21 protein-coding genes are annotated in these 25,829 nt (G+C 53.8%); 8 read left to right on the forward strand and 13 right to left on the reverse strand.

The window, feature by feature from the left end; translation table 11 throughout:
• Positions 1 to 24: 24 nt before the first annotated feature.
• Positions 25 to 654 (reverse strand): multifunctional acyl-CoA thioesterase I/protease I/lysophospholipase L1, encoded by a 630-nt coding sequence (gene tesA / locus KWG64_RS00415; RefSeq protein WP_255562075.1) that lies wholly within the window; start codon positions 652 to 654, stop codon positions 25 to 27.
• Here tesA and ybbA point away from each other — a divergent pair.
• Positions 625 to 1,311, forward strand: a complete 687-nt coding sequence (gene ybbA / locus KWG64_RS00420; RefSeq protein ID WP_165059341.1) for a putative ABC transporter ATP-binding protein YbbA — start codon at positions 625 to 627, stop codon at positions 1,309 to 1,311. The genes tesA and ybbA overlap by 30 nt on opposite strands.
• Entirely contained in the window at positions 1,308 to 3,740 is a 2,433-nt protein-coding gene (gene ybbP, locus KWG64_RS00425; RefSeq protein ID WP_218520624.1) for a putative ABC transporter permease subunit YbbP, read from the forward strand. The genes ybbA and ybbP overlap by 4 nt, the downstream gene beginning before the upstream one ends.
• A gap of 158 nt (positions 3,741 to 3,898) precedes the next feature.
• Here the strand turns inward: ybbP and purK are convergent, their stop codons facing one another.
• Both purK and purE read right to left on the reverse strand, forming a co-directional pair.
• Entirely contained in the window at positions 3,899 to 4,963 is a 1,065-nt protein-coding gene (gene purK / locus KWG64_RS00430; protein WP_195823619.1) for a 5-(carboxyamino)imidazole ribonucleotide synthase, read from the reverse strand.
• On the reverse strand, positions 4,960 to 5,469 hold the full coding sequence (gene purE / locus KWG64_RS00435) for a 5-(carboxyamino)imidazole ribonucleotide mutase (protein WP_195814268.1): 510 nt from the start codon (positions 5,467 to 5,469) through the stop codon (positions 4,960 to 4,962). The genes purK and purE overlap by 4 nt, the downstream gene beginning before the upstream one ends.
• A 180-nt stretch (positions 5,470 to 5,649) precedes the next feature.
• Between purE and KWG64_RS00440 the strand changes: the two genes are divergently transcribed.
• Positions 5,650 to 6,282, forward strand: coding sequence for a tRNA-(ms[2]io[6]A)-hydroxylase (locus tag KWG64_RS00440; RefSeq protein ID WP_195823618.1), 633 nt, complete (start codon positions 5,650 to 5,652; stop codon positions 6,280 to 6,282).
• Here KWG64_RS00440 and lpxH read toward each other — a convergent pair.
• Positions 6,266 to 6,988: a UDP-2,3-diacylglucosamine diphosphatase gene (gene lpxH, locus KWG64_RS00445; RefSeq protein WP_218520625.1), complete on the reverse strand. Its 723-nt coding sequence runs from the start codon at positions 6,986 to 6,988 to the stop codon at positions 6,266 to 6,268. The genes KWG64_RS00440 and lpxH overlap by 17 nt on opposite strands.
• Positions 6,989 to 6,999: 11 nt before the next feature.
• Entirely contained in the window at positions 7,000 to 7,494 is a 495-nt protein-coding gene (gene ppiB / locus KWG64_RS00450) for a peptidylprolyl isomerase B (RefSeq protein WP_152327925.1), read from the reverse strand.
• Positions 7,495 to 7,722: 228 nt separating this feature from the next.
• Between ppiB and cysS the strand changes: the two genes are divergently transcribed.
• Both cysS and alkA read left to right on the forward strand, forming a co-directional pair.
• On the forward strand, positions 7,723 to 9,114 hold the full coding sequence (gene cysS / locus KWG64_RS00455) for a cysteine--tRNA ligase (protein ID WP_218520626.1): 1,392 nt from the start codon (positions 7,723 to 7,725) through the stop codon (positions 9,112 to 9,114).
• 64 nt (positions 9,115 to 9,178) lie between these two features.
• The gene (alkA, locus tag KWG64_RS00460; RefSeq protein ID WP_255562057.1) at positions 9,179 to 10,051 is read left to right on the forward strand and encodes a DNA-3-methyladenine glycosylase 2; all 873 of its coding nucleotides are present in this window, start codon (positions 9,179 to 9,181) and stop codon (positions 10,049 to 10,051) included.
• Here alkA and KWG64_RS00465 read toward each other — a convergent pair whose 3' ends face one another.
• The 3 genes from KWG64_RS00465 to KWG64_RS00475 all read right to left on the reverse strand — a co-directional run bounded on the left by KWG64_RS00465 (position 10,052) and on the right by KWG64_RS00475 (position 14,186).
• Positions 10,052 to 12,319, reverse strand: coding sequence for a PAS domain S-box protein (locus KWG64_RS00465; RefSeq protein ID WP_218520628.1), 2,268 nt, complete (start codon positions 12,317 to 12,319; stop codon positions 10,052 to 10,054).
• Positions 12,320 to 12,524: 205 nt separating this feature from the next.
• Positions 12,525 to 13,964, reverse strand: coding sequence for a magnesium transporter (mgtE, locus tag KWG64_RS00470; RefSeq protein WP_195823613.1), 1,440 nt, complete (start codon positions 13,962 to 13,964; stop codon positions 12,525 to 12,527).
• 9 nt (positions 13,965 to 13,973) lie between these two features.
• Positions 13,974 to 14,186, reverse strand: a complete 213-nt coding sequence (locus KWG64_RS00475) for a YfgG family protein (RefSeq protein WP_195823612.1) — start codon at positions 14,184 to 14,186, stop codon at positions 13,974 to 13,976.
• A 514-nt stretch (positions 14,187 to 14,700) separates the two neighbouring features.
• On the opposite strand from KWG64_RS00475, the gene KWG64_RS00480 reads away from it, so the two are divergent.
• A complete protein-coding gene (locus KWG64_RS00480) occupies positions 14,701 to 16,932 on the forward strand; it encodes an EAL domain-containing protein (protein ID WP_255562058.1) in 2,232 nt (743 codons plus the stop codon).
• Between the two features lie 72 nt (positions 16,933 to 17,004).
• Here the strand turns inward: KWG64_RS00480 and ppx are convergent, their stop codons facing one another.
• From ppx to purM, 5 genes are all read right to left on the reverse strand, one after another.
• Positions 17,005 to 18,555 carry an exopolyphosphatase gene (gene ppx / locus KWG64_RS00485; protein WP_152327932.1) on the reverse strand — a complete coding sequence of 517 codons (1,551 nt, stop codon included), beginning with the start codon at positions 18,553 to 18,555 and terminating at the stop codon, positions 17,005 to 17,007.
• A gap of 22 nt (positions 18,556 to 18,577) precedes the next feature.
• Positions 18,578 to 20,647 (reverse strand): polyphosphate kinase 1, encoded by a 2,070-nt coding sequence (gene ppk1, locus KWG64_RS00490; RefSeq protein ID WP_152327933.1) that lies wholly within the window; start codon positions 20,645 to 20,647, stop codon positions 18,578 to 18,580.
• 304 nt (positions 20,648 to 20,951) lie between these two features.
• The gene (gene speG, locus KWG64_RS00495; protein ID WP_218520630.1) at positions 20,952 to 21,527 is read right to left on the reverse strand and encodes a spermidine N1-acetyltransferase; all 576 of its coding nucleotides are present in this window, start codon (positions 21,525 to 21,527) and stop codon (positions 20,952 to 20,954) included.
• Between the two features lie 224 nt (positions 21,528 to 21,751).
• Entirely contained in the window at positions 21,752 to 22,390 is a 639-nt protein-coding gene (purN, locus tag KWG64_RS00500; RefSeq protein WP_218520631.1) for a phosphoribosylglycinamide formyltransferase, read from the reverse strand.
• A 27-nt stretch (positions 22,391 to 22,417) separates the two neighbouring features.
• Positions 22,418 to 23,455: a phosphoribosylformylglycinamidine cyclo-ligase gene (gene purM / locus KWG64_RS00505; protein ID WP_104922996.1), complete on the reverse strand. Its 1,038-nt coding sequence runs from the start codon at positions 23,453 to 23,455 to the stop codon at positions 22,418 to 22,420.
• 231 nt (positions 23,456 to 23,686) lie between these two features.
• Between purM and upp the strand changes: the two genes are divergently transcribed.
• A complete protein-coding gene (gene upp, locus KWG64_RS00510) occupies positions 23,687 to 24,313 on the forward strand; it encodes a uracil phosphoribosyltransferase (protein ID WP_104922995.1) in 627 nt (208 codons plus the stop codon).
• A 79-nt stretch (positions 24,314 to 24,392) separates the two neighbouring features.
• The gene (gene uraA / locus KWG64_RS00515; protein WP_195814259.1) at positions 24,393 to 25,685 is read left to right on the forward strand and encodes a uracil permease; all 1,293 of its coding nucleotides are present in this window, start codon (positions 24,393 to 24,395) and stop codon (positions 25,683 to 25,685) included.
• Positions 25,686 to 25,829 lie beyond the last annotated feature (144 nt).

The raw sequence follows: 25,829 nt of genomic DNA on the forward strand, positions 1-25,829 counted from the left end.
GTCACGGTATTATTTATTGTAACCCTACTGCGTCACCAGCGGCGCGAGTTTGTCGGCCATCCAGTCGGCAATAAAAGACTGTGCCGCCAGTGCCGGATGTAAACCGTCGTCCTGCATCCACTCAGGTTTTGCGGCGACCTGTTCCATAAAGAACGGCACCAGCGGGATGTTTTCCTGCTTTGCCAGCGCCGGATAAATGGCGTAGAACGCATCACCGTAACGGCGGCCATAGTTTGGCGGCAGACGGATTTGCATCAGCAGCGGTTCGGCGTTGGCCTGTTTTACCTGACTGATAATCCGGGTCAGCGTTTGTGAAATGTTCTGCGGCGGAAAGCCGCGCAGTCCGTCGTTCGCGCCCAGTTCAATCAGCACCCAGCGCGGATGATGTTGTTGCAGCAAAGTCTCTAAACGGGCCAGCCCTTGTTCGGCGGTATCTCCGCTGATGCTGGCGTTAATAATCGTGGGTTTATCCCCTTCTTTTTGCCACTTATTATTGAGCAACGACGGCCAGGATTCGGCTACCGGAAGGCGATAGACGGCGCTTAAACTGTCGCCGATAATCAGTAAGTTATCAGCAGCTACGGCGCGAAAACTCAGCAATCCCAACAACATAAGGAAGGGGAGATGCCAGCGGAAAACGTTCTTGAAGTTCATCATCTTAGTAAGCACGTCGGTCAGGGTGAAGGTCAGCTCACCATCCTGTCCGGTGTCGAGCTGGTTGTCAAACCTGCCCAGACAATTGCCCTGATTGGCGAATCCGGTTCCGGTAAATCGACGCTGCTGGGGATCCTCGCCGGGCTCGATGACGGCACCTCGGGCGACGTGATGTTGCTCGGCAAATCCCTGAACTCTCTCAATGAGGAAGGGCGCGCCGCGCTGCGGGCAAAAAACGTCGGCTTTGTATTTCAGTCCTTTATGCTGGTGCCGACGCTGAACGCGCTGGAAAACGTGCAACTTCCGGCGTTGCTGCGCGGTGAAAGTGACAGTAACAGCCGTCAGCAGGCAGTGCAGTTGCTGGAAAGTCTCGGACTGGGCGGGCGTTTGAATCATCTTCCGGCGCAGCTTTCCGGTGGCGAACAGCAGCGTGTGGCGCTGGCGCGTGCGTTTATCGGTAAACCTAAACTGCTGTTCGCCGATGAGCCGACCGGCAATCTGGATCGCGCCACCGGTGAACGTATCGTTGATCTGCTGTTTTCACTGAACCGCGATGCGGCCACCACGCTGATTCTGGTCACGCATGACGAGCAACTGGCGGCGCGTTGTCAGCGGCGTCTGCGTCTGCGTGACGGGAAATTGTGGGAGGAAGCATGATCTGGCGCTGGTTCTGGCGGGAATGGCGATCGCCCTCGCTGCTGATTGTCTGGCTGGCGCTTACGCTGGCGGTGGCCTGCGTGCTGGCGCTGGGCAGTATCAGCGACCGCATGGACAAAGGGCTGAGCCAGCAAAGTCGCGAGTTTATTGCGGGCGACCGCGTGCTGCGATCTTCTCATCCGATTACTGAAGCCTGGTTGCAGGATGCCGAAACGCAGGGGCTGAAAGTCAGCCGTCAGCTCTCTTTCATGACCATGACCTTTGCCGGAAACACGCCGCAGCTGGCGTCGGTAAAAGCCACTGATCTGGCGTATCCGTTATACGGCGCGTTGCAGACGGAGCCGGCGGGGCTGAAACCGCAGCCGGGCACCGTTCTGGTGGCACCCCGTTTGCTGGCCCTGCTGAACGTGAAAGTGGGCGATGATCTGGATGTCGGCGACAGTACGCTGAAAATTGCCGGTTTGATCGTTCAGGAGCCGGATGCAGGTTTTAACCCGTTCCAGACTGCACCGCGCGTAATTATGAATCTGGATGATGTGCCGAAAACCGGCGCGGTTCAGCCAGGCAGCCGCCTGACGTACCGCTATATGTTTGCCGGTTCCCCGCAGGCCATTCAAACCTACGGCGACGCCATTAAAGGGCTGCTGAAACCCGATCAGCGCTGGACCGGCATGGAGGATTCCGAAGGCGCGCTGGGCAAATCATTACAGCGTTCACAGCAATTCCTGACGTTGTCGGCCCTGCTGACGCTGATGTTGTCGATTGCCGCCATTGCCGTGTCGATGGGGCATTACTGCCGCAGCCGGTACGATCTGGTGGCGGTGCTGAAAACATTAGGCGCCGGGAAAAAGGCGCTGCGAAAACTGATTATTGGTCAGTGGCTGGCGGTTCTGGTGCTGGCGGGGATTTGCGGCAGCCTCGTCGGGCTGGCCTTTGAAGCCGTTCTGATGAAAGTACTCGCGCCGGTGCTTCCCGCGCAACTGCCGCCCGCCGGTGGCTGGCCGTGGGTCTGGTCGATGGGCGCAATGGTCGTGATTTCACTGATGATTGGCATCCGTCCTTACCGTCAGTTGCTGGCCACGCAACCGTTGCGCGTTCTAAGAAATGACGTTGTGGCGAATGTCTGGCCGCTGCGCTATTTCCTGCCGGTAATGGTGCTGGTTGTCGTCGGGCTTCTGGCCGCGCTGATGGGCGGAAGTGCATTGCTGTGGTCGCTGCTCGGCGGCGTTCTGGTGTTATCGCTGCTGCTGGGCGTGATTGGCTGGGGCGCTTTACTTTTGCTGCGCCGCCTGTCTTTCCGCCAGCTTCCGTTGCGTCTGGCGGTCAACCGTCTGCTGCGACAGCCGTGGGTAACGCTCAGCCAGCTGGCGGCGTTTTCCATGTCGTTCATGCTGCTGGCGCTGTTGCTGGTGATGCGCGGGGATCTGCTGAACCGCTGGGAGCAGCAGCTTCCGCCGGACAGTCCGAACTTCTTCCTGCTCAACATTACCAAAGAGCAGGTTCCGCAGGTGACGGATTTTCTGCATCAGCATAATGCGCAGCCGGAAGCGTTCTATCCGATTGTGCGGGCGCGTCTGACGAAGATTAACGCCGAAGCCGCGACGGACAAAATCAAGCCGGACGATGCGGGCGGGGAAGCGGTAAACCGTGAACTGAATCTGACCTGGATGGACGGATTGCCGGATCATAATCCGCTGACCGCGGGCAATGGCGCACCGAAAGCGGGTGAAGTGTCCATCGATGAAGGGCTGGCCGGACGTCTCGGGCTGAAAATCGGCGATTCGGTGACGTTCACCGGCGATACGCAGGATTTCACCGCCAAAATCACCAGTCTGCGTAAAGTGGACTGGGACAGCCTGAAGCCGAATTTCTACTTTATCTTCCCGACGGGCGCGCTGGATGCCCAGCCGCAAAGCTGGCTGACCAGTTTCCGTTATCACGGCGATGACAGCACCATTACGCAGCTGAACCGTCAGTTCCCGACGCTAAGTTTACTGGATGTCGGTTCGATTCTGCGGCAGGTCGGGCAGGTCTTACAGCAGGTCAGCCGGGCGCTGGAAGTGATGGTGATTCTGGTGATGCTGTGCGGCGGTTTGCTGTTGCTGGCACAGATTCAGGTCGGGATGCGTCAGCGCCGTCAGGAACTGATCGTCTACCGCACGTTGGGAGCGAGTAAAAAGATGCTGCACCGCACGCTCTGGTGCGAATTTGCGGTTCTCGGGCTGGTGGCGGGCATTGCGGCGGCGATAGGTGCCGAAGTGGCGTTATGGTTGTTGCAGCGCAAAGTGTTCGATTTCCCGTGGCAACCTAATTACCTGATGTGGATTGCCGTACCGGTGGTCAGTGCGTTGCTGCTGTCTGTCTGCGGAGGCTGGCTGGGCGTGAGATTACTGCGGGGCAGGGCGTTGTTCAGGCAATACGACGCGTAACCGTCATACTTCGAGCTGCGGATGCGTTGGCTGCGTTCAGTCACCCGAATCACTTACTGGAGTAAGCTCATCGGGACTCCTTTACTTGCCGCCTGCCCGCAACCCGAATTATTTAGGTTCCCAACAGCTCTTCCCGTCAAAGGGGAGAGCCGTTGGATTTAAAGCTTCTCAACGGCCCAGGCGATTCCGCTGGCGTATTCTTCCGGCAACATCGGCACCAGTGCGTTCAGGTTTTCTTTCAGCAGACTGGCGCTGGCGTCGTTGAGATTCAGGTGTCCGACTTTACGACCCGGACGCACTTCTTTCTCGTACCAGTGCAGATTCACCAGCGGCAGGTTCAGCCATTGTTCTGATACATCGGTGCCAATCAGATTGACCATCACTGACGGCGTGCTGACCACCGGTTTCGGCAGCGGCAGCCCGAGGATTGCGCGCAGGTGCATTTCGAACTGGCTGTAGGATGCGCCGTTCTGCGTCCAGTGCCCGCTGTTGTGAACGCGTGGTGCCAGTTCATTAATGAGCAAACCTTCGGCAACCACGAAACATTCCATTGCCATCACACCGACGTAATTCAGTTCGTTCAGAATCGCCGACAGCATGCTTTCTGCCTGCTGTTGCAGCGCAGCGTCCGGCTCCGGCAGTGCAACGCTGGTGCGCAAAATACCGTCCTGATGCAGATTGTGCGTCAGCGGATAAAAGACGGTTTTCCCGTCGTGACCGCGTGCGCCAACCAGTGAAACTTCGCCGGAGAAATTGATGCCTTGCTCAACGATGCATTCACCGTAGCAATCCTGCGGCAGCGCGGTTTCTTCGCCGGAACGCAGACGCCATTGCCCGCGGCCGTCGTAACCGCCGACGCGACGTTTCACAATCGCCAGTTCACCGAGCGTGGCGAAAACCTGCGGCCATTCAGCGGCACCGGCCAGCAACTGCCACGGCGCGGTCGCCAGACCGAGCTGGTCGAGTAACTGTTTTTGCGTGAGGCGATCGGCCAGACGCGGGAAAATATCGCGGTTAACGAACGCATTATGCGTTGCCAGTTCGCGGGTTAAGGCGGTTTCCGGCCAGCGTTCAATTTCAGCCGTAATCACGCTTTGCTGAAAAGGCACCGCTTCCGGCTCCGCATCCAGACCGACCGGATAAACGGCGATCCCCAGCGGTTCACCGGCCTGACGCAGCATTCTGCCTAACTGACCGTTTCCGAGTACGCAAACCGGTTTCATGCTTCTTCCCTCGGATCGGGATTATTCAGCACTTCATCCGTTTGTGCGACACGCCACGCGGCCAGGTTTTCAGCAATTTCGGTATCATGGAGTGCGAGAATTTGTGCAGCGAGCAGGGCGGCGTTGGCGGCTCCGGCTTTACCAATCGCCAGCGTACCGACCGGAATGCCGCGTGGCATCTGGACGATAGAATACAGGCTGTCGATGCCGCTCAGGGCGGCGCTTTGCACCGGCACGCCGAGCACCGGCACCAGCGTTTTCGCCGCCAGCATGCCCGGCAAATGCGCCGCGCCGCCAGCACCTGCGATGATCACATCAAACCCGTTAGCGGAAGCCTGTTCAGCAAAGGTGAACAATTTGTCCGGCGTGCGGTGTGCGGAGACGATATCGACATGGAAAGGAATATTCAGCGTTGTGAGCACTTCGGCGGCGAACTGCATGGTCGCCCAGTCACTTTTAGACCCCATAACGATGGCGATTTTTGCCGGGGTAACGTTGGATGACATGTCTGTATAGCTCCTGTGATTCGGATTTAAAGCGTGCGAGGGCGCAAATGATATCACGCTCACGAAGCAAGGAAAACGGTTGCGTAGCCGGAATACGGTGCATTTTTGATGAGAAGTGCGCAGCAGATTTGTATAATCCCAGGCACGATAATATTCGCCATCCCCACTGGAAACTGAACTATGACGCAGGCTTTACTGGCACCGATTTACGATTTTCTTCACTGTGAAACACCGGCTCTCTGGGTGGATGTTGCGCTGGAAAATCAGACGGTGTTGCTGATTGACCACGCCAACTGTGAAAAAAAAGCGGCGGCCACGGCCATGAGCCTGATGACAAAATATCTGGATCGCACCGAGCTGCTGTTTTGTGCGGCGCGCCTGGCCCGCGAGGAACTTCACCACTTTGAACAGGTGGTGGAAATCATGCAAAAGCGCAATATCGCTTACACCCAGCTTTCGCCGTCGCGCTACGCCAGTGGCATGATTAAGCATACGCGGCATCATGATGATGTGAATATTCTGGTCGACCGGCTGATTATCGGAGCGTATATCGAAGCCCGTTCCTGCGAGCGTTTCGCCAAAATAGCGCCGTATCTGGATGAAACGCTGTCGCGATTTTATACGTCGCTGCTGCGCTCAGAATCACGTCATTTTGCCGATTATCTGGCGCTGGCGGAGCAGTATGCGGGAACCGATATCAGTGAACGCGTGGAGGAGTTTGGCCGGATTGAAGCGGAACTGATTTTGTCGCCGGATGAGCAATTCCGCTTTCATTCAGGCGTACCCGTTTGCAGCCTTAAAACGGGAAGCTGATCAGTTCCACGTTATCGGCGGTGACTTTCACCATTGAGCCTTCTTCGTGCCATGCGCCTAATACCACGCGGTGGCCGGTTTTATTTTCTAAAGGCACGTCATGAATAGCCGGGCGATGCGTGTGGCCGTGGATCATCCACTCGACGCCTGCCGCCTGCATTTCACTGATCACCGCCTGCGGATTCACGTCCATAATCTCCAGCGATTTTCCCTGATTAGACGCTTTACTGTTGGCGCGCATTTTTGCGGCAATCGCCAGCCGCCATTTCAGGGGCAGCATCAGGAATAATTTCTGGATAAACGGGTTGTGAACTTTTTTGCGGAAATTCTGGTAGGCAATGTCATCGGTACACAGCGTGTCGCCGTGCAGGATCAGCACGCGGCGGCCATAAAGCTCGAGAACTTTTTTCTCCGGCAGCAGCGTCATCAGGCTTTCACGCGCAAAACGTCTGCCGAGCAGAAAATCGCGGTTACCGTGGATGAAAAAGCAGGGGACGCCTTGCTGGCGGAGCTGGTTTAACGCCGCAGCGATTTCTGCGTGTAACGGTTCCGGGTCATCGTCGCCAATCCAGGCTTCGAATAAATCCCCGAGAATGTACAGCGCATCGGCCTGCGGCGCATCTTCGCGAAGAAAACGCAGAAAACCGGCAGTGATTGCCGGTTCCTGTGCGCAAAGATGGATATCTGCGATAAAAAACGTGGTCATCCCGACGCTAATTATTCGCTGATGGTGACGCTTTTGATCACAACATCTTCTTTTGGAACGTCCTGGTGCATACCGCTGCGGCCTGTTTTCACGGCTTTGATCGCGTCAACCACGTCCTGACCTTCAACCACTTCTGCAAATACGCAGTAACCCCAACCCTGCGCGTTTTTGCCGCTGTGGTTCAGGAAATCGTTGTCAGTGACGTTGATGAAGAACTGTGCGGTAGCTGAATGCGGGTCATTGGTACGCGCCATAGCCAGCGTGCCTTTGGTGTTTTTCAGGCCGTTATCCGCTTCGTTATCGATAGGTGCGTCGGTGTTTTTCTGGTTCATGCCTGGCTCAAAACCGCCGCCCTGGATCATGAAACCGTTAATCACACGGTGGAAAATTGTGTTGTCGTAGAAGCCTTTACGGCAATAGTTCAGGAAGTTTTCAACCGTGGCTGGCGCTTTGTCAGCGAAGGTTTTAATGACGATGTCGCCGTGGTTGGTGTGGAAAGTGACCATATTTATCATCCTGCTAATGTTAATGTGTGCTCTCTGTCAGAGCGGCTACTATAGCCTTTTCTTATACCATAACTCAAAAGTTGCCGTCAGCACTGGCTTTGTGGTGACTAAAGCCCGTCCGGCGGCCTTATGCCGTTTCGGTAAAGCCATTTTCGTTATATTATGAGCCTTAGTGACGCCGAAAAGGCGCCAACGTCATTTTCTACGCCCAACACACGGAATAGCCTGATGCTGAAGATTTTTAATACCCTGAGTCGCCAAAAAGAGGAATTCAAGCCAATTCATGCCGGTAAAGTCGGGATGTACGTGTGTGGGATCACTGTTTACGACCTGTGTCATATTGGCCACGGTCGCACCTTTGTGTCTTTCGACGTGGTATCGCGTTACCTGCGTTACCTCGGTTATGACCTGAAATATGTGCGTAACATCACCGACATCGACGACAAAATCATTAAACGTGCCGCTGAAAATGGCGAATCTTTTACGGCATTAACCGACCGCATGATTGCTGAAATGCACGCAGATTTTGCGTCGCTCAATATTTTGCCGCCAGATTCTGAACCCCGCGCCACGCAGCACATTGCTGAAATCATCGATATCGTGCAGAAGCTGATCGACCGCGATCACGCATACGTTGCGGCAAACGGCGACGTGATGTTCTGGGTCGAAAGCGATCCGGATTACGGTTTGTTGTCCCGCCAGGATCTGGATCAGCTTCAGGCCGGTGCGCGCGTGGAAGTTGAAGCCAACGTGAAACGTAATCCGATGGATTTCGTGCTGTGGAAAATGTCCAAACCGGGCGAACCGAGCTGGACCTCTCCGTGGGGCGAAGGCCGTCCGGGCTGGCATATCGAATGTTCTGCGATGAACTGCAAGCAGCTGGGCGCGCATTTTGATATTCACGGTGGCGGTTCTGACCTGATGTTCCCGCACCACGAAAACGAAATCGCGCAGTCAAGCTGCGCACACGACGGCCCGTATGTGAATACCTGGATGCACTCCGGTATGGTCATGATTGACCGTGAGAAAATGTCCAAATCACTGGATAACTTCTTCACCGTGCGCGACGTGCTGAAATATTACGACGCGGAAAGCGTACGTTACTTCCTGATGTCTGGCCACTATCGCAGCCAGCTGAACTACAGCGAAGAAAACCTGAAACTGGCACGTACCTCGATGGAACGTCTGTACACCGCACTGCGCGGCACAGATGCCAGCGCAACGCCAGCCGGCGGTGACGCGTTCGTGGCCCGTTTCCGCGCGGCGATGGACGACGATTTCAACACACCGGAAGCGTATTCCGTGCTGTTTGATATGGCGCGTGACATCAACCGTCTGAAAACCGAAGATCTGACTGCGGCAAACGGTCTGGCCGCAGAGCTGCGCCAGCTGGCGGGCGTTCTGGGTCTGCTGGAGCAGGATCCGGAGCAGTTCCTGAAATCCGGTGCGCAGGCGGATAACGACGAAGAAGTGGTTGAAATCGAAGCGCTGATCAAACAGCGTAACGACGCCCGTGCCAGCAAAGACTGGGGCATGGCCGATAAAGCGCGCGACCGTCTGAATGAAATGGGTATCGTCTTAGAAGATGGCGCCAACGGAACCACCTGGCGCAGAAAATAATCTCCTTCATACTTTTGGTTTCATAAAGCCTCCTTTGCGGAGGCTTTTTTATAAGGATCGTTCTGTGACAAAAACGCTTCTGGCTTATCAGCCGCCGTACGACTGGCAGTGGATGACCGCTTTTCTTGGCGCACGCGCCTTGCAGGGCGTCGAGCAGCAGGATGGCGAGTTTTACCAGCGCACGCTGGCCGTCATACACAACGGAAAGCGGCTGACCGGCTGGTTGCGGCTGCGTCCGTTGCCGGAGAAAAACGTTGTCGAGCTGGACGTTTCGCCTTCGCTGGCTCCGGTTGCAGAAAATGTAGCGCAGCAGGTGAGGCGGTTGCTGGACCTCGACGCGCAGCCGGACGCGATTGCGCAAGGTTTGGGGCGGCTCGCCGAAAACTCGCCGGGCCTGAGACTGCCGGGCTGCGTTAACCGGTTTGAGCTGACGATCAGGGCAATCCTCGGGCAACTGGTCAGCGTAAAAATGGCGGCGACGCTCGCCACCCGCCTGACGGAAAAGTGGGGCGAGCCTGTCACCACGCCTTTCCCGGCGCTGACGCATCTTTTTCCGACCCCCGCGATTGTGGCTCGGCTGACCGTGGAGGATTTACGTGGGATCGGCGTGCAGGCAAAGCGTGCTGCCTGTTTGATTGGAATTGCGCAGGCAGTGGAAGCGGGGCGTTTGCCGCTCGATGAAATGAAAGATGTGCAGGACGGCGTAAAACAGTTGCTGGCGATGCCGGGCATTGGCAGCTGGACGGCGAGTTATGTGGCGATGCGTGCCTGGTCTGCGCCGGATGTTTTTCTGGGCGGCGATTATCTGATTAAGCAGCGGTTTCCCGGAATGACGCCGGGGAAAATCGCCCGTTACGCCGAAGTCTGGAAACCGTGGCGCACTTACGCCACGCTGCATTTATGGTTTAACAATGACTGGCAGCCTGATTTGCCCTGACTACTCCGTTCCGTTCTGAGGCGGCGACGAGGATTGCGGCGCGTGGGCGGTCGCGGTTTTCTGGTCAGCTTCGTATTTGAAAACCTGCCCGCGGCCGTTACGTTTAGCGGTATAACAGGCCATATCGGCCTGCGCCATAAATTCACTGCCGCTGATATGCGGATTACAAATTTGCGTCAGACCTGCGCTGGCGCCGATACGGTACATTTTCCCTTCCCACATAAAGTGGTACGCGTTGATCTTATCCACCAGTTGCTGAACCATGCCGAGCCCTTGTTCCATCGGACAATCAAACAGAATCAGCGCAAATTCATCACCACCCAGACGCGCGAGCCGATCGCTGTTGCGGATATGTTCCTGCATCAGCGCGCTCAGCTGACGCAATAACTCATCGCCCGCCGCGTGGCCCGCGCTGTCATTGATCGCTTTGAAACGGTCGAGATCGATAAACGCCAGCGTGTGAACCTGATGACGCGTCGCTGTCAGGTTCAGTGCTTTTTTCAGGCTCGATTCAAAACTGCCGCGGTTAGCCAGCCCGGTCAGTAAATCGTGGGACGCGCTGTGGCTGAGTTTGCGCATCAGCTCGCGGGATTTACTGACGTCCTGAAGCACCAGCACGATACCGATCGGCTCATCTTTCAGCGTGCGCAGCGGCGAAACGGCCAGCTGGACATCAAACAAACCGGTGTCGTGGCCGTGCAGTACGAGGGAACGTTCCACGGAAGAGTGCAGGTTTTCGTTGATATCAAATTGCAGCAGGTTGTCGATAAGCGGCCCGTCCGGCCCTTTACTGATCAGCACGATCCGGTTCACCGGCTGCCCCTGCGCCTGTTGTTCTGCCCAGCCGGTCATTTTCTCCGCCACCGGATTCATGAACGTAATATTCATATTCCGGTCGGTGGAAATCACGGCTTCGTTGATCGAATTCAGGGTGATGTGCAGCAGCTCTTTTTCTTCATGCAGCGCTTCCGACAGCCGTTTGTTGGTCATTTCCGTGTGTTTGAGTTCGTTAATATCCTCAACCTGAGAAATGAAATACAGCGGATTATGGTGTTCATCGCGCACCAGCGAAACCGCCAGCAATGCCCAGACGATTTCACCGTTGCGGCATAAATAGCGTTTTTCCATGGTGTAGCTCTGGATTTCATCATCGAGCAGCTGCTGGAACAACGTGAGATCTTTGCCTAAGTCTTCCTGATAGGTAATTTCCTGAAATGACAGCGTAGTCAGATACTCCGCTTCATAACCCAAAAGGTTACACAGCGCCTTGTTGACCTGGAGCAGTTTTCCCTGCGGGGAAACCAGCGTCATCCCGATGGCCGAATATTCCATGGCGTTGCGGAAGCGATTTTCGCTCTGTGTAATGTGCGATTTCTCCATGCGCAGGGAATGCATGGCCATGGCCATCGCATTGGCAGGCATGAGGATCAGCAGCAGCGGCAGGAAAATTAAGCCCTGCGGGATTTGCATCACCGTATGGGGCTGAACGCTGATAATCCCGCTGGTGTGCAGCAGGGCAATCATCAGTGTCATCGAGAGGAAAATAATAAAGGCTTCAATGCGCGGCAGACGGATGGCGCACCACAGCAGCGGAATGGTGATAAACGCGAAGGTGTAAGGCAGCCATTTCAGTGCGAGAAAACCGGCGATCAGCGTCAGAACCAGTGTCAGAGCCAGCTCAAAAAAACGCTGAGAAGTAAGGTTTTTGCTGAAATAACCGCGCTGATAAATCAGCCCCAGCGGCGTGAGTGCCAGGATCGCCACGGCCTCAGACATAAACCAGGTGGCAAAACGGTTTTGCAATTCGCCCGGTGAATGAATGTGCAGGATAAAGAGCATCATGATCACAGAACTGACCAGCGGGCAGAAAACCACGGCAATCAGCAAAAACTTCACCCAGGAACCAAGACCGGAAAGCGGATCCTGCTGCGGCAACATCCGGCGCAACAATACGGCACACAAAGACGCTTCAATCAGGTTGTTGAGCAGATAAGGGAAATAGCGCGGGAACGGCGTGCCCATGACCGCGTGGGCAGCAGCAATACCCAGAGACGCGGCGCAAAGCAACGGCAACCACTGGCGATAATGGTGATGGAACAGAACCGGGATGAGCAACGCCGTCGGCAGCCATAAACCCGCGAGGCTGGACTGTCTCTGAATAATGTTCATGCACGCGAGCGCCAGCAGGCAGATAGCAATGCCTAAAAGCAGCGGGGCTTTCCAGTCTGCCCTGTGAACAATGAGAGAAGGTGGTTGGCTTCTTTCCACGATGAAAACCCTTTTCTGACCGGCGGCTAATGACAAACAAATGCGGTAATAGCTGTTGTTCTATTTTTTACTCGTCGCGGCAGTGTGGGGATCGCGCGGCGGCATGTTATCAGTATCGGAAAATCAGAATGAATTATTAATATAAATTCTACATTACGTTGTAATAGATAACGAATATTCCGGCCCGAAAGCCGGAAAGTGTGCGTTAAAGCAAGAAAATGGTGGCAAGACCCAGGAAGATAAAGAAACCGCCGGTGTCAGTCAGCGCGGTGATCATCACGCTGGAACCCACGGCAGGGTCACGGCCAAGGCGAACCATGGTCAGAGGGATCACCACGCCCATCAGCGCGGCCAGAAGCAGATTCAGCACCATCGCCAGCGTCATCACCGCGCCCATTTGCCAGTCGCTGTACAGCAACCAGGTGACGACGCCCATCAGCCCGCCCCAGACCAGGCCGTTAATCAGCGCAACGCCAAGCTCCCTGAACATCAGAAATTTCAGGTTGCCCACCTGAACGTGGTGCAGTGCCAGCCCGCGGACAATCATGGTAATCGTCTGGTTGCCGGTGTTACCGCCAATCCCGGCAACTATCGGCATCAGTGCGGCCAGCGCCACCAGCTGCGAAATGGTATGTTCAAACAGGCCGATCACGCGCGAGGCGACAAACGCTGTACACAAATTGATGGCCAGCCACGCCCAGCGGTTTCGCACGGCTTTGCTGACCGGAGAAAACACATCCTCTTCCGGGCTCAGACCACCCATGCGGCGCAGATTGCTGTCGGTGTCGTTATTCACGAAATCAACAATCTCTTCCACCGCCAGACGTCCCATCAGTTTGCCCTTTTTATCCACCACCGGGGCGGTAATCAGGTCATAACGTTCAAACGCGCTGGCCGCGTCTTCGGCCTTATCTTCCGGCTCAAAGCTGGTGAAGTCGGTGATCATGACGTCGGAAACCGGCGTATGCGGCGGGTTCAGCAAAATCGTGGTCAGCGGGAGTTCGCCGAGCAGCGTATTTTTCCGGTCGGTAATGAATAACTTATCGGTCGCCTGCGGAATGGTTTTTCGCAGGCGAAGAAAGCGCTGCACGGTGCCCAGCGTGACATCCGGGCGGACGCTCAGCAGCTCGAAATCCATGATACGGCCCACGCATTCCTTGCTGAACTTCATGACTTCGCGGACTTTATCGCGCTGGCGCGGGTCGAGCGACGTCAGAACCCGGCCAATCAGATCACGCGGAAGGTATTCGGCGAGATACACCTGATCGTCCACGTCGAGCAGCGACATGGTTTTGAGCAGGTCTTTATCGCTCATCTCTTCAATCAGGCTGTCCCAGACAGTTTCTGAAACTTCGACCAGCGCTTTACCGCGCGCCGACGGCTCAACCAGGCTCCACAGCGCCAGACGTTCGCGGATGGGTAATGCTTCCAGCACGTCCGCGACGTCCGCCGCATGCAGTTTTTGTACGCGCGCGCTGAGTTCGGCGGTGTTATCCATCAGCGTTGCGCGCGTTGCGTCATCCACATCCGGGTCTTCGCCCAGAATGCTCTCAGCCAGATTGTCGGTATTCAGAAGGAGATCGAGGATCCTGCTGCGGCTTTCCGCCAGCTTTTGGCCGTAATTCTTAGGTTTTTCGGCAGACATTAGAGATCCTTATTCCTTGAAGTAGCGGCAACTTTTCAGCGTGCCGGTACATGTTTTTTCGGGTGTCTGATCTTGTCGGGTTTCGGTTGGCGTTTCAGGCTGTTTTTGGTTCTGATGATGCGTATACGCGCCGATAGCTGAGTAGACGAGACGCCCGAACAAAATAATGAAGCTTATCGATAAAACGATTTTCGTCATCTTGATGTTGGATTTTCGAGACATAATTAAGATCGCTTAAGTGAGTCTTTGCTCCGGTGGCGGGAATGAAAGAGGACAAATGATAATATTTACAATATATAACAGAACTAAACAGGCAACCAGATAATCGGAAAAACTGACAAATCTGAGGTTTTATCGTGCCGGAGACAGAGTATCGCGGCCAATTTTCCTCATTTTTCATAGTGCTAATTCAAATAAGATTTTTCATCTTATTCATCGCGTGATTAATTTGTTTTAGATGATTTTTAGTGAAAATCGTAAAGATTCTGTTTAATGATCTGCATCAAAAGATTTAAGATAAGTCGCATTAGAATCCAGCCATATTTTTAAATATCTGCGACATGGCTTTCGTCAGCTGTATTCTATTTTCTTCTTCACTTTTCTGTGAAATGACATTTTACAACGAAACATGAGAGCGGAGCCGTCGACATTACAGCCGGACTGCCTGTCTGCTGCCTGTCAGATGCTAAATCACTCACCGCTGCATGAAACTCATGCGCAAACGTAGATGGACTTGATGCGTAAAAATTTCTCCTGGCATGACCTGCGCCACAAATGGTGGGGACTTCCTGTTATTTGCGCGCTGGTATTGATCCCAGTGACGTCATGGCTTTCGCCGATCATTATGCTGCCGGAAGGCCGGACGTATCTGATATACATGCCGCTGGCAACGTGCGTTGCCTTATTGATGGTATTTGACTGGGCGGCTTTCCCCGGCATTGTCCTCACGCTTTTCCTGCGTTATTACCTGCGGGTCGGCTTCGACATGAGCGTGCTGATGACGGTGATTTATTTCACGTCACTGTTTCTCGCGTGGCTGGGCTATCGCTGGCAGGCCGGGAACCGCTGGTCGGCACCGTTGGGATTGATGACGCTGGCAAAAGCCCGTGTCGGCTGGCTGCTGATTTTCCTGACGTTCTTTTTTATGATCGTCTTGCAGATTGTCGTGGAAAGCGGGCTTTTGCCCGGTTATCTGGGCATGGCGACCGCAGAGTTTGTCACCCTCAGAACGCTGGTCAATTTGCAGGCAATGATTCTGGGGATCTTGCTTAACTCGCACGTTATTTATCTGGTTATCCGCCTGATCCGTCAGCCGCGTTATTTCCGCGTGCTGCGCATGATGCTGAGAAAACAGCGTGCGCCGGGCGTGAAACGTCTCGAAGTGCTGCTGTGGTTTGTTGTGCTTATCTTCATGGTGACGCTGCTGTGCATACCGGGTCTCAGCGAGCCGTTTACCAAGATTTTGCTCAGCGACTACACGCTGACGCTGCTGTTCCCGGTGCTGTTGTTCGGCGCGCTGCGTTATGGCTATTACTTCATCAGCATCGTCTGGACGGTTACGCTTACCGTCTTATTCAATAACTATCAGGGCTTTATCTCTGAACACGGGTTTACACATAATCTGGTCTTTGTTTCTGCGCTGATGCTGGTTTATACCGTGACGCTGTTGCTCATGTCGGTGCTTTCTTCCCGTCAGCGTCTGCTGATGAAAAAATTCAGCGCTGCGGCGTTGCAGGATCCGGTCTTTGGTCTGCCCAACCTGCGCGCGTTTAACCGTGATCTGGCCCGCCATCCGCGCTCAATGTTGTGCTTCATCCGCGTTTCCGACATGGACGTGCTGAGCCGCAACTACGGCATGCAGCTGCGTATCCAGTTTAAACAGCAGCTGGCGCTGGGCCTGAAACCGTATTTACAGGACAGTGAGCGGGTTTACCATCTGCCGGGATATGATCTGGTTCTGCGGTTAAACTGCGAAGACGCCGATAAAAAGCTTCAGTATTTGCATGATTATCTGGAAGATTTCCGGCTGATCTGGAACGGTCTGCCGCTGCATCCGAACATCGGTTTATCCTACTGCACGGTCTATTCGCCGGTTGAACATTTGCCGATTTTGCTCGGCGAACTCAGTGGTATTGCGGAAGTTTCCCTGACCACCGGCCAGCCGGAATCCAATAAAAGCGACCACAGTCAGGTTCAGCTGGAGATTAAAGAGAAAGTCGACATGCTGCATAAAATCCAGCGTGCCCTTGATGATGACCGCTTTGTGCTGATGGCGCAGCCGATACTGGGCGTGCGCGGCGACAGTTATCATGAGATTCTGCTGCGCCTGTTTGATGGCGAACAGGAATCACTGGTGACGCCGGATAAATTCCTGCCGGTGGTGCATGAGTTTGGTCTTTCTTATCAGATGGATATGTGGGTTCTTCGGCATACGCTGATGTTTATTCATCAGAACCGCGTGCGTCTTCCCAGCCTGCGTTTTGCCGTGAACTTTACGCCATCCACGCTGTGCCGCCCGACGTTTACCCGTGATTTTAAAACGCTGATGCTGGAATTTGAGATCGAACCGTTCCAGATCGTTTTAGAAGTTACGGAATCGCATTTACTTCAAAATATGAAATATGCGGATTATGCGATGCGTGAACTGCGCTCTTACGGCTGCCGGATTGCGATTGACGACTTCGGCACCGGTTACGCCAGTTATGGCCGCCTCAAGGCGATTCAGGCCGATATTCTGAAGATTGACGGCAGTTTTGTGCGCAACATGCTGACTGATCCGCTGGACGGTTACATCGTGCAGTCAATTTGTCAGGTGGCGCGCATGAAACATCTGTCGATTGTGGCGGAATACGTGGAAACCGAAGAGCAGAAAGCGGCACTTCACGCACTGGGCGTGGATTATATGCAGGGGTATCTGGTGGGCAAGCCCCAGCCGCTGGCCTCGCTGCTGGAATTTCAAAAAAACTGATTTATCAGAACGCTGAACAGTAAAAAGCCCTCTGAGCACAAAATGCCAGAGGGCTTTTTTTATTGTGTGGATTTATTTGTCAGAAGGCTCAGCGTCTTCTTCTTCGAGCATCAGTTTCCAGCCCGTGACATCGTTCCAGTAGCTTTGTTCGCGTTCGAAATCGAGCTGGACCAGGTTGTTCTGGGCCAGATATCCGGCCGGGAAACGCAGCGTCCAGTGATTATCATCGGTCGATAACCGCAGGGATTCCGGCGTGGTTGTCGACTGGCGCTGGTTGTTGAGCAACGCGCCCAGACGCAGCAGCTGAATCAGCGGAATGTAATGCTTCTTCTTGAACAAATTCAGGCGCGGCAGTTCTTCCAGCTTGATGGCTTTGCGGTGGAAACGCACCAGCGTCGCCAGCAGCGTTTGCTGTTCCTGATTAAAGCCCGGCAAGTTGGTATTTTGCAGGATATATGAAGAATGCTTGTGCATGCCGGTGTGGTTGATGCTCAGGCCGACTTCATGCAGCATGGCGCTGAATTTCAGCAGAGATTCGAGCTGCGGCTGCACCAGTTTGGTATTTTGCGCCAGCCATTGGGCATACAACTGTTCGGTTGTTTCCAGCACGCGGCGCGCCTGTTCCCGGTCGATATTGTAATGCTCGGCCAGACTTTTCGCCGTGCGGGTGCGGATATCCTGATGACGGAACCGGCCTTCCATTTCATACAACACGCCTTCACGCAGCGCGCCGTCGGAAAGGCGTAATTCTTTCACCGCCAGCGCATCAAACACGCCGCGCAGAATCGCCAGGCCGGGAACGAATACCGACTGACGATCTTCTGATAAGCCCGGTAACTCCAGTGCACTGAAATTCTTAAAGTTCAGCACCGCTTCGGTCAGCATTTCCAGCCGTTCAGGGGTAATCAGACCGTCTTTTTCACCCATTTCGACCAGCACTTCATGGGCGGCTTTGATACTGCCTGAGGCGCCCAGCGCATACTGCCAGCCTTGCAGTCGATACTGCCACGCCAGCGTTTCGAGTTTCTGTGCGGCGGCGAGTTGAGCGCGTTTGAAATTGCTGCGGCTGATTTCACCGTCCGGGAAAAACATCTGCGCAAAACTGACGCAGCCCATGCGGCGGCTTTCGGCCAGTAACGGCTCGAAATCTTCGCCGATGACCAGTTCAGTCGAACCGCCGCCAATGTCGACCACCAGCTTGCGGCCTTTTTCCGGCTGCGTGTGCTCAACGCCCATAAAAATCAGACGTGCTTCTTCCTGACCGGAAATAATTTCTATCGGATACGGAATCACTTCAGCGGCGCGCTTGAGGAATTCCTCAGCATTCACCGCCTGACGCAGCGTATGGGTTCCAACGATAGTGACGTTATTTTCCGGAAAACCCTGCAGGCGTTCAGCAAATAAAGCCAGGCAATCCAGCCCGCGTTGAATGGCTTCTTCACTGAGCACATTTTTATTGTTGAGGCCATCGGCCAGGTGAACGCGCTGTTTCAGGCGTCCCAGCACCTGCAATGCGCCGTTAACGACGCGGGCGATCACCATATGGAAACTGTTCGATCCGAGGTCGATCGCAGCAATTTCCTGTGGCTTGGCATTCAATGGGCTGCTGCTTTTAAGGGGCATAGTTGTGTAACGCTCCAGGGGTTCAGGCTTGCTGACTTTGTTGTTCCAGATCTTTGAGATATTCGTAAATCGCCAGTTGTGCGCGCACTTTGCGACGATTTCCGCGTGGAACATACCGGTTGCTCAGTTCTTTATCAATCACTCTGGCTTTTACCGTGTCGCTGAACAGGAGTTCGAGAATGTCCAGAACGCGCTGTTTCAGGCGCGGATCGAGCAGGGCGACAGCCACTTCAATGCGGTAATCGATATTTCGGGTCATCCAGTCAGCGGAAGACAGGAAGACTTTGGTATCGCCGCCATTTTCAAAGACATAAACGCGATCGTGTTCAAGATAGCGGTCGATGATACTGGTGACCTGAATGTTTTCGCTGAAGCCGGGCAAGTTGGGCACCAGTGAACACATGCCGCGGATCAGCAGGCGGATTTTGACGCCCACATTCGACGCAACATACAGACGATCAATCAGCCCTTTGTCCACCAGGTTGTTGATCTTCAATGTAATGCCGCCGGTTCCGCCAGCCTGTACGTTGGCGATCTCTTTGTCGATCAGGCGGTAAAGCATGTCGCGCGAGTTTTGCGGCGACACCATCAGATGTTCGAAAGAAACCGGGCGGTAAGGGTTTTCAATAAAGTTGAAGACGCGGCGAACTTCGTTGGTGATACGCGCATCGGCGGTCAGCAGCGAATAGTCGGTATAAAGCCGCGCGGTTTTCTCGTTAAAGTTACCGGTCCCAATATGAGCATAGCGGACAATTTCATCGCCTTCGCGGCGCGAGATAAGAAAGAGTTTTGCGTGAATTTTCAAACCCGGCGCAGAGAAAATAACGTGTACACCGGCTTCCGTCAGACGTTTCGCCCAGTGAATGTTAGCTTCTTCATCAAAACGCGCCTGCAATTCAACAACGACCGTCACTTTCTTGCCGTTATGCGCGGCGTGGATCATCGATTCAATAATGCGTGAGTCTTTCGCCACGCGGTAAATATTGATTTTTATCGATAAAACGTTCGGATCAAACGATGCCTGGCGCAACAGTTCGAGAACGTGCTCAAACGTGTGGTACGGGTAATACAGCAACACGTCCTGCTCACGAATAGCGGCAAAACCGTTACGGAATTTATCGAACCACAAATGACGCAGGCGTGGCAGAGGGCGGTTGACCAGATTGGCTTTGCCGACATTCGGGAAGCCAATGAAATCTTTGAAATTGTGGTAACGGCCACCGGCGATCACAGAATCGTAGTTGGAAATCCCGAGCTTGCCGCGCAGCAATTCCACCATTTCATCCGGCATGTCGCGCTGATAAACAAAACGCACCGGCTCGGCGGTCAGACGCTGTTTCAGGCTCGATGACATGAGTTCCAGCAGGCTGGATTCCATTTCCGTGACCAGATCGTATTCGGCGTCACGGGTCATTTTCATCGAATAGGCATTCAGCGCATCGTAATCGAAGAAGCCTTTGAAAATGTCGTCGAGGCAATAACGCAGAATGTTATCGAGCAGGATCATCGGCTTGCGGCGGCGCGGCGCTTCCGGCGGCAGGTTGACGAAACGCGGAACTTTATCGGACGGGATCTCCAGCAGGGCGTAATGAATCTCTTCGCCGCGGATAATTTCTACCGCCAGATAGGTGTAATCGTCTTTGAGGAACTGCACCAGATTGGTGTCGTGATTAATGAGGATTGGCGTAATGTGCTGGCGCAGCTGATGTTTGAAATACTGACGCAACCAGGCTTGCTGGTTTTCCGACACCTGACGCTCGTTAATCAGGAAAATTTGATTACGTGCCATTTCCAGCAGTAAATCGTTGTAGAGACTGTCGAATTCCTGATCGATACGAAGCACTTTTGCCTGAATTTTTTTCAGCAAATGACGGGACGCGCCAAGAAAACCCTGCTCCTCGCTGATGAGGATCCGCCGTTTTAAATCAGCAAAGCGGACTTTATAAAACTCATCCAGGTTATTGGAATAAATCCCTAAAAAACGCATCCTTTCGATCAGGGGATTACTTTTGTCTGCCGCTTCCTGCAACACGCGCTCATTGAAGGACAGCCAGCTTAGTTCTTTCTCGATATAAAGCTTTTCCTGACCCATTTTCACTCCGTTCATTTGGCTTACAACCTGGCCCATACAGGCAAATTTGCCTGAAAACACCGCAATTTAGCTCAACGTGATCTTCATGTTACCCGTCTGTTTAAAAGCCGGGCGCAACAGGAAGCCTTTTGTGAGAGGGCCTAGTGTCTACTACCAATATTGCGAAAGATTGACAGGAAAGTCCAACACTACAGGGGATGAATTCAGGAGAGTTTTTGCAGGGGGAATAAATGCGGCTAAAACGCGGGAAAAGTCTTGCCGGTGAAGGCATTGTCACCCTCACCGGTAAGGGTTTTATACGAAATCAGACAGCGCTGGCACCAATAAGTGATTCAGTTTTGACCTGAACAGGCTTGGTTTTGTATTTCGCCAGGAACTGCGGCTGGAAAATACACATGCGGATGGCGCTGCGATATTCGCCGTTCACAAAGAATTCCTGCTTCAGTTCGCCTTCCAGTTCAAATCCGAGTTTGCTGTAAATATGAATCGCCTTTTTATTTTCTTTGTCGACGATTAAATACAGCTTATAGAGGTTCAGAACGGAGAAGGCATAATCCATGGCCAGACGGACGGCATCACCGGCAAAGCCTTTGCCCTGATGCTGCGGGTCGATGATTATCTGAAATTCCGCGCGGCGGTGAATATGATTAATTTCGACCAGTTCGACTAATCCGACCGGTCCGCCCTGGAATTCAATAATAAAGCGACGCTCGCTTTGGTCATGAATATGTTTGTTATAGAGATCTGTCAGTTCGACGAACGCCTCGTAAGGCTCTTCAAACCAGTAACGCATGATGCTGGCGTTATTATCAAGACGGTGAACAAACGACAGGTCATCCTTTTCCAGTGGACGTAATCTGACGCTGTTATTGCTAAACATGGGGTGTTCCTCAAAAAATCAAAAAGCCGTTTTACCTGAGGTAACCTTCGTGAATATGAGATCTGAAACAACCGTGTTTCAGATGAAGGTCGGCGCACAAACGACGTTTAAACGTGCGCCGGGATGGGCATTATATCGGGTGAAATGTAAACAAGTGTCAAATGACAGAAAATAAAAAACCGGCACGGGGCCGGTTTATAGTGAAATCATCGCGTTTAAGCAGATTAATCCGCCGCGTAACCCTGTTCAGGTAGTGGATTGTTATCCAGTAACGCCTGACCATTTTGCAGGGACAAACGTCCATCAACAAACCAGCCGACCACCAGCGGATAAATGCTGTGTTCCTGTGTTTGCACACGCGCCACCAGCTCTTCTTCTGTGTCTTCGGTAAACACCGGGACTTTCGCCTGCAATATGACAGGGCCGCCATCAAGCTGCTCTGTGACAAAATGCACCGACGTGCCGTGCTCGGCATCCTGATTTTCAATCGCCTGGCGGTGAGTGTGAAGGCCCGGATATTTCGGTAACAGGGAAGGGTGGATGTTGATCATCCGTCCGGCAAAGCGCTGAACGAATTCTGCGGTGAGGATACGCATATACCCGGCAAGTACCACCAGATCGGGCCGGAACGTGTCGATGGCATCGGCCAGTGCGACATCAAACGCAGCGCGATCTTCGTAGGCTTTGACATCCAGCGCATGCGCCGGAATGTGGGCAGAACGGGCTCTTTCAAGCCCGTAAGCGGCGGATTTATTGCTGAAAACAGCGCAGATTTCTGCGTTGATTCTTCCCTGCTGGCAGGCATCGATCAGGGCCTGTAAATTGCTTCCCTCGCCCGATACCAGAACCACAATCCTTTTCATTTCTATACCTGTCTTCAGTGAGTTGAATTACTGGATGACAACACGTTCAGCGGAGTCAGAGGCTTTAATGTAGCCAATTTTCCACGCTTTTTCGCCATTATCGTTCAGTAAAGCAATCGCCTGTTCAGCCAGCTCAGCCGGAAGTGCAACCAGCATGCCAACGCCACAGTTGAAGGTACGGTACATTTCGTGACGGCTGACGTTACCGGCGGTTTGCAGCCAGGTAAAGACGTCTGGCCACTGCCAGCTTGATTCATCAATGATGACCTGAGTATTTTCCGGCAGAACGCGCGGAATATTTTCCCAGAAGCCGCCGCCGGTCAGGTGGACGATACCGTGCACCTCGACGTTTTCGATCAGATTCAGGATCGATTTCACGTAAATTTTGGTCGGTGCCAGCAGATGGTCGGCCAGCGATTTGCCTGCCAGATCGGTGGTTTCCGGATTGGTTTTGCTGACTTCCAGAATTTTGCGCACCAGCGAATAGCCGTTGGAATGCGGGCCACTGGCGGCCAGGCCGATCAACACGTCGCCGTCAGCCACTTTGCTGCCGTCGATAATTTCTGATTTTTCCACCACGCCGACGCAGAAGCCCGCGACGTCGTAATCTTCGCCGTGGTACATCCCCGGCATTTCGGCGGTTTCGCCGCCCACTAACGCACAGCCAGACTGCTTACAGCCTTCTGCAATACCGGTGATCACGCTGGCGGCGGTATCAACGTCCAGTTTGCCGGTGGCGTAGTAATCGAGGAAGAACAGCGGTTCAGCGCCCTGAACGATCAAATCGTTGACGCACATCGCGACCAGGTCGATACCGATGGTATCGTGGCGTTTTAAATCCATGGCCAGACGCAGCTTGGTGCCAACGCCGTCGGTACCTGAAACCAGCACGGGTTCGCGGTATTTTTGCGGCAGCGCGCAGAGAGCACCAAAACCGCCCAATCCACCCATAACTTCCGGGCGACGGGTCTGTTTTACTACACCTTTAATGCGGTCTACCAATGCGTTACCGGCATCGATATCTACGCCTGCGTCTTTATAGCTGAGAGAGGTTTTGTCGGTCACTGCGAAGTCCCCACGGCGGTTTGGGTTGGTGGTTGAAAAATAATGCGGGGCAATTCTAACAGTGGAAGCAAACGTTTGCGAGCGCCTTATTCGGATGATGTTTTCAGGCTGTCTATACTCTAACCGGGTTCCTGATGATCCAGATCAGGCAATTGGCAGTGGCGTTCAAAAAAAATGGCGTTATAATCTCGCGATTTTTTTTGCAGCCCAACCACCTTAGGAGAATAAACAATGAAGATCGTCGAGGTGAAACACCCGCTGGTGAAACACAAGCTGGGCCTGATGCGTGAAAACGACATCAGCACGAAACGTTTTCGCGAACTGGCTTCTGAGGTGGGTAGTCTTCTGACGTATGAAGCGACTGCCGATTTAGAAACTGAAAAAGTCACTATCGAAGGCTGGTGCGGTCCGGTTGAAATCGACCAGATCAAGGGCAAGAAAATTACCGTTGTGCCCATTCTGCGTGCCGGTCTGGGCATGATGGAAGGCGTACTGGAACACGTCCCGAGCGCACGTATCAGCGTGGTGGGTGTGTACCGTGATGAAGAAACCCTGAAGCCTGTGCCGTATTTCCAGAAGCTGGTTTCTAACATCGAAGAACGTCTGGCGCTGGTGGTTGACCCGATGCTGGCAACAGGCGGTTCCATGATTGCAACCATCGACCTGCTGAAAAAAGCGGGCTGCCAGAGCATTAAAGTTCTGGTGCTGGTAGCGGCACCGGAAGGGATCGCCGCTCTCGAAGCTGCGCATCCGGACGTCGAGCTGTACACCGCCTCAGTAGATCAGGGGCTCAACGAGAAAGGCTACATCATGCCGGGGCTCGGCGATGCGGGCGACAAGATATTTGGTACCAAATAAGCAGCAAGCAATAGCCGACTGAGAAGTCGGCTTTTTTTTGATTTTTTTTTACTCGTCATCATTCACAGAGGATCAATTTATGACCCGTCGTGTCATCGGGGTAAGCGAGCGTCCGCCTTTACTGCAGACAATCCCCCTGAGTTTCCAGCATCTGTTTGCCATGTTTGGTGCCACCGTTCTGGTTCCCATTCTGTTCAAAATTAACCCGGCAACGGTGCTGCTGTTCAATGGCATAGGGACTTTGCTGTATTTATTTGTCTGTAAAGGCAAAATACCGGCGTATCTGGGTTCAAGTTTCGCGTTCATTTCACCGGTGCTGTTGCTGTTACCGATGGGGTATGAAGTGGCGCTGGGCGGATTTATTGCCTGTGGTGTGTTGTTCTGCCTGGTGGCGCTGATTGTTAAGAAAGCCGGGATTGGCTGGATTAATGTAATGTTCCCGCCTGCGGCGATGGGCGCAATCGTTGCCGTCATCGGGCTGGAGCTGGCCGGTGTGGCTGCCAATATGGCCGGTTTGCTGCCGGCTGACGGCGTACCGGTGGATTCCAAGACGATCATCATCTCTCTGGTGACGCTGTCGGTGACTATTCTGGGCTCTGTGCTGTTCCGTGGATTCCTGGCCATTATCCCGATTCTGATTGGCGTGCTGGTGGGTTATGCGCTGTCTTTCTTTATGGGTGTCGTGGATGTTTCTGCGATCGCAAACGCGCACTGGTTTGCTCTGCCAACTTTCTATACACCGCGTTTTGAATGGGTGGCGATCCTGACCATTTTGCCTGCGGCGCTGGTGGTTATTGCCGAGCACGTCGGGCATTTAGTCGTGACAGCGAACATCGTGAAGAAAGATTTGCTGCGTGATCCGGGCCTGCACCGTTCGATGCTGGCAAACGGCCTTTCTACCGTGTTGTCCGGTTTCTTCGGTTCTACCCCCAATACCACGTACGGCGAAAACATTGGCGTGATGGCGATCACCAAGGTTTACAGCACCTGGGTTATCGGCGGCGCGGCGATTCTGGCAATCCTGCTTTCGTGTATCGGGAAACTGGCCGCGGCAATTCAGGCCGTTCCGGTTCCGGTGATGGGCGGCGTTTCCCTGCTGTTGTATGGCGTGATTGGGGCGTCCGGTATCCGCGTGCTGATTGAATCTAAAGTGGATTACAACAAAGCGCAGAACCTGATCCTGACTGCGGTGATCCTGATCATCGGCGTCAGCGGCGCGAAGATCCACATCGGTGCGGCGGAGCTGAAAGGCATGGCGCTGGCCACGATTGTCGGTATCTTCCTGAGCCTGTTGTTCAAAGTGATCGAGATTTTCCGCGGCGAAGAACAGATCATTGATATCGAAGACGAGCGGGAAAATCCGCCAGTCTGAGGGTGATCATTCCTGACCGGTTTGCCAGCGCGCAACCGGTCAGGTGCTCGGATCGCAAGCGGTTGCACCGGGCACAGTTCATTTCACCGCGGATCCTTGCTAGAATTCGGCAGTTCCTTTTATTGACGTGACAACATCTGCGGT

The sequence above is a fragment of the Rahnella sp. PD12R genome (genome assembly GCF_019200965.1).
Lineage (GTDB): Bacteria > Pseudomonadota > Gammaproteobacteria > Enterobacterales > Enterobacteriaceae > Rahnella > Rahnella laticis.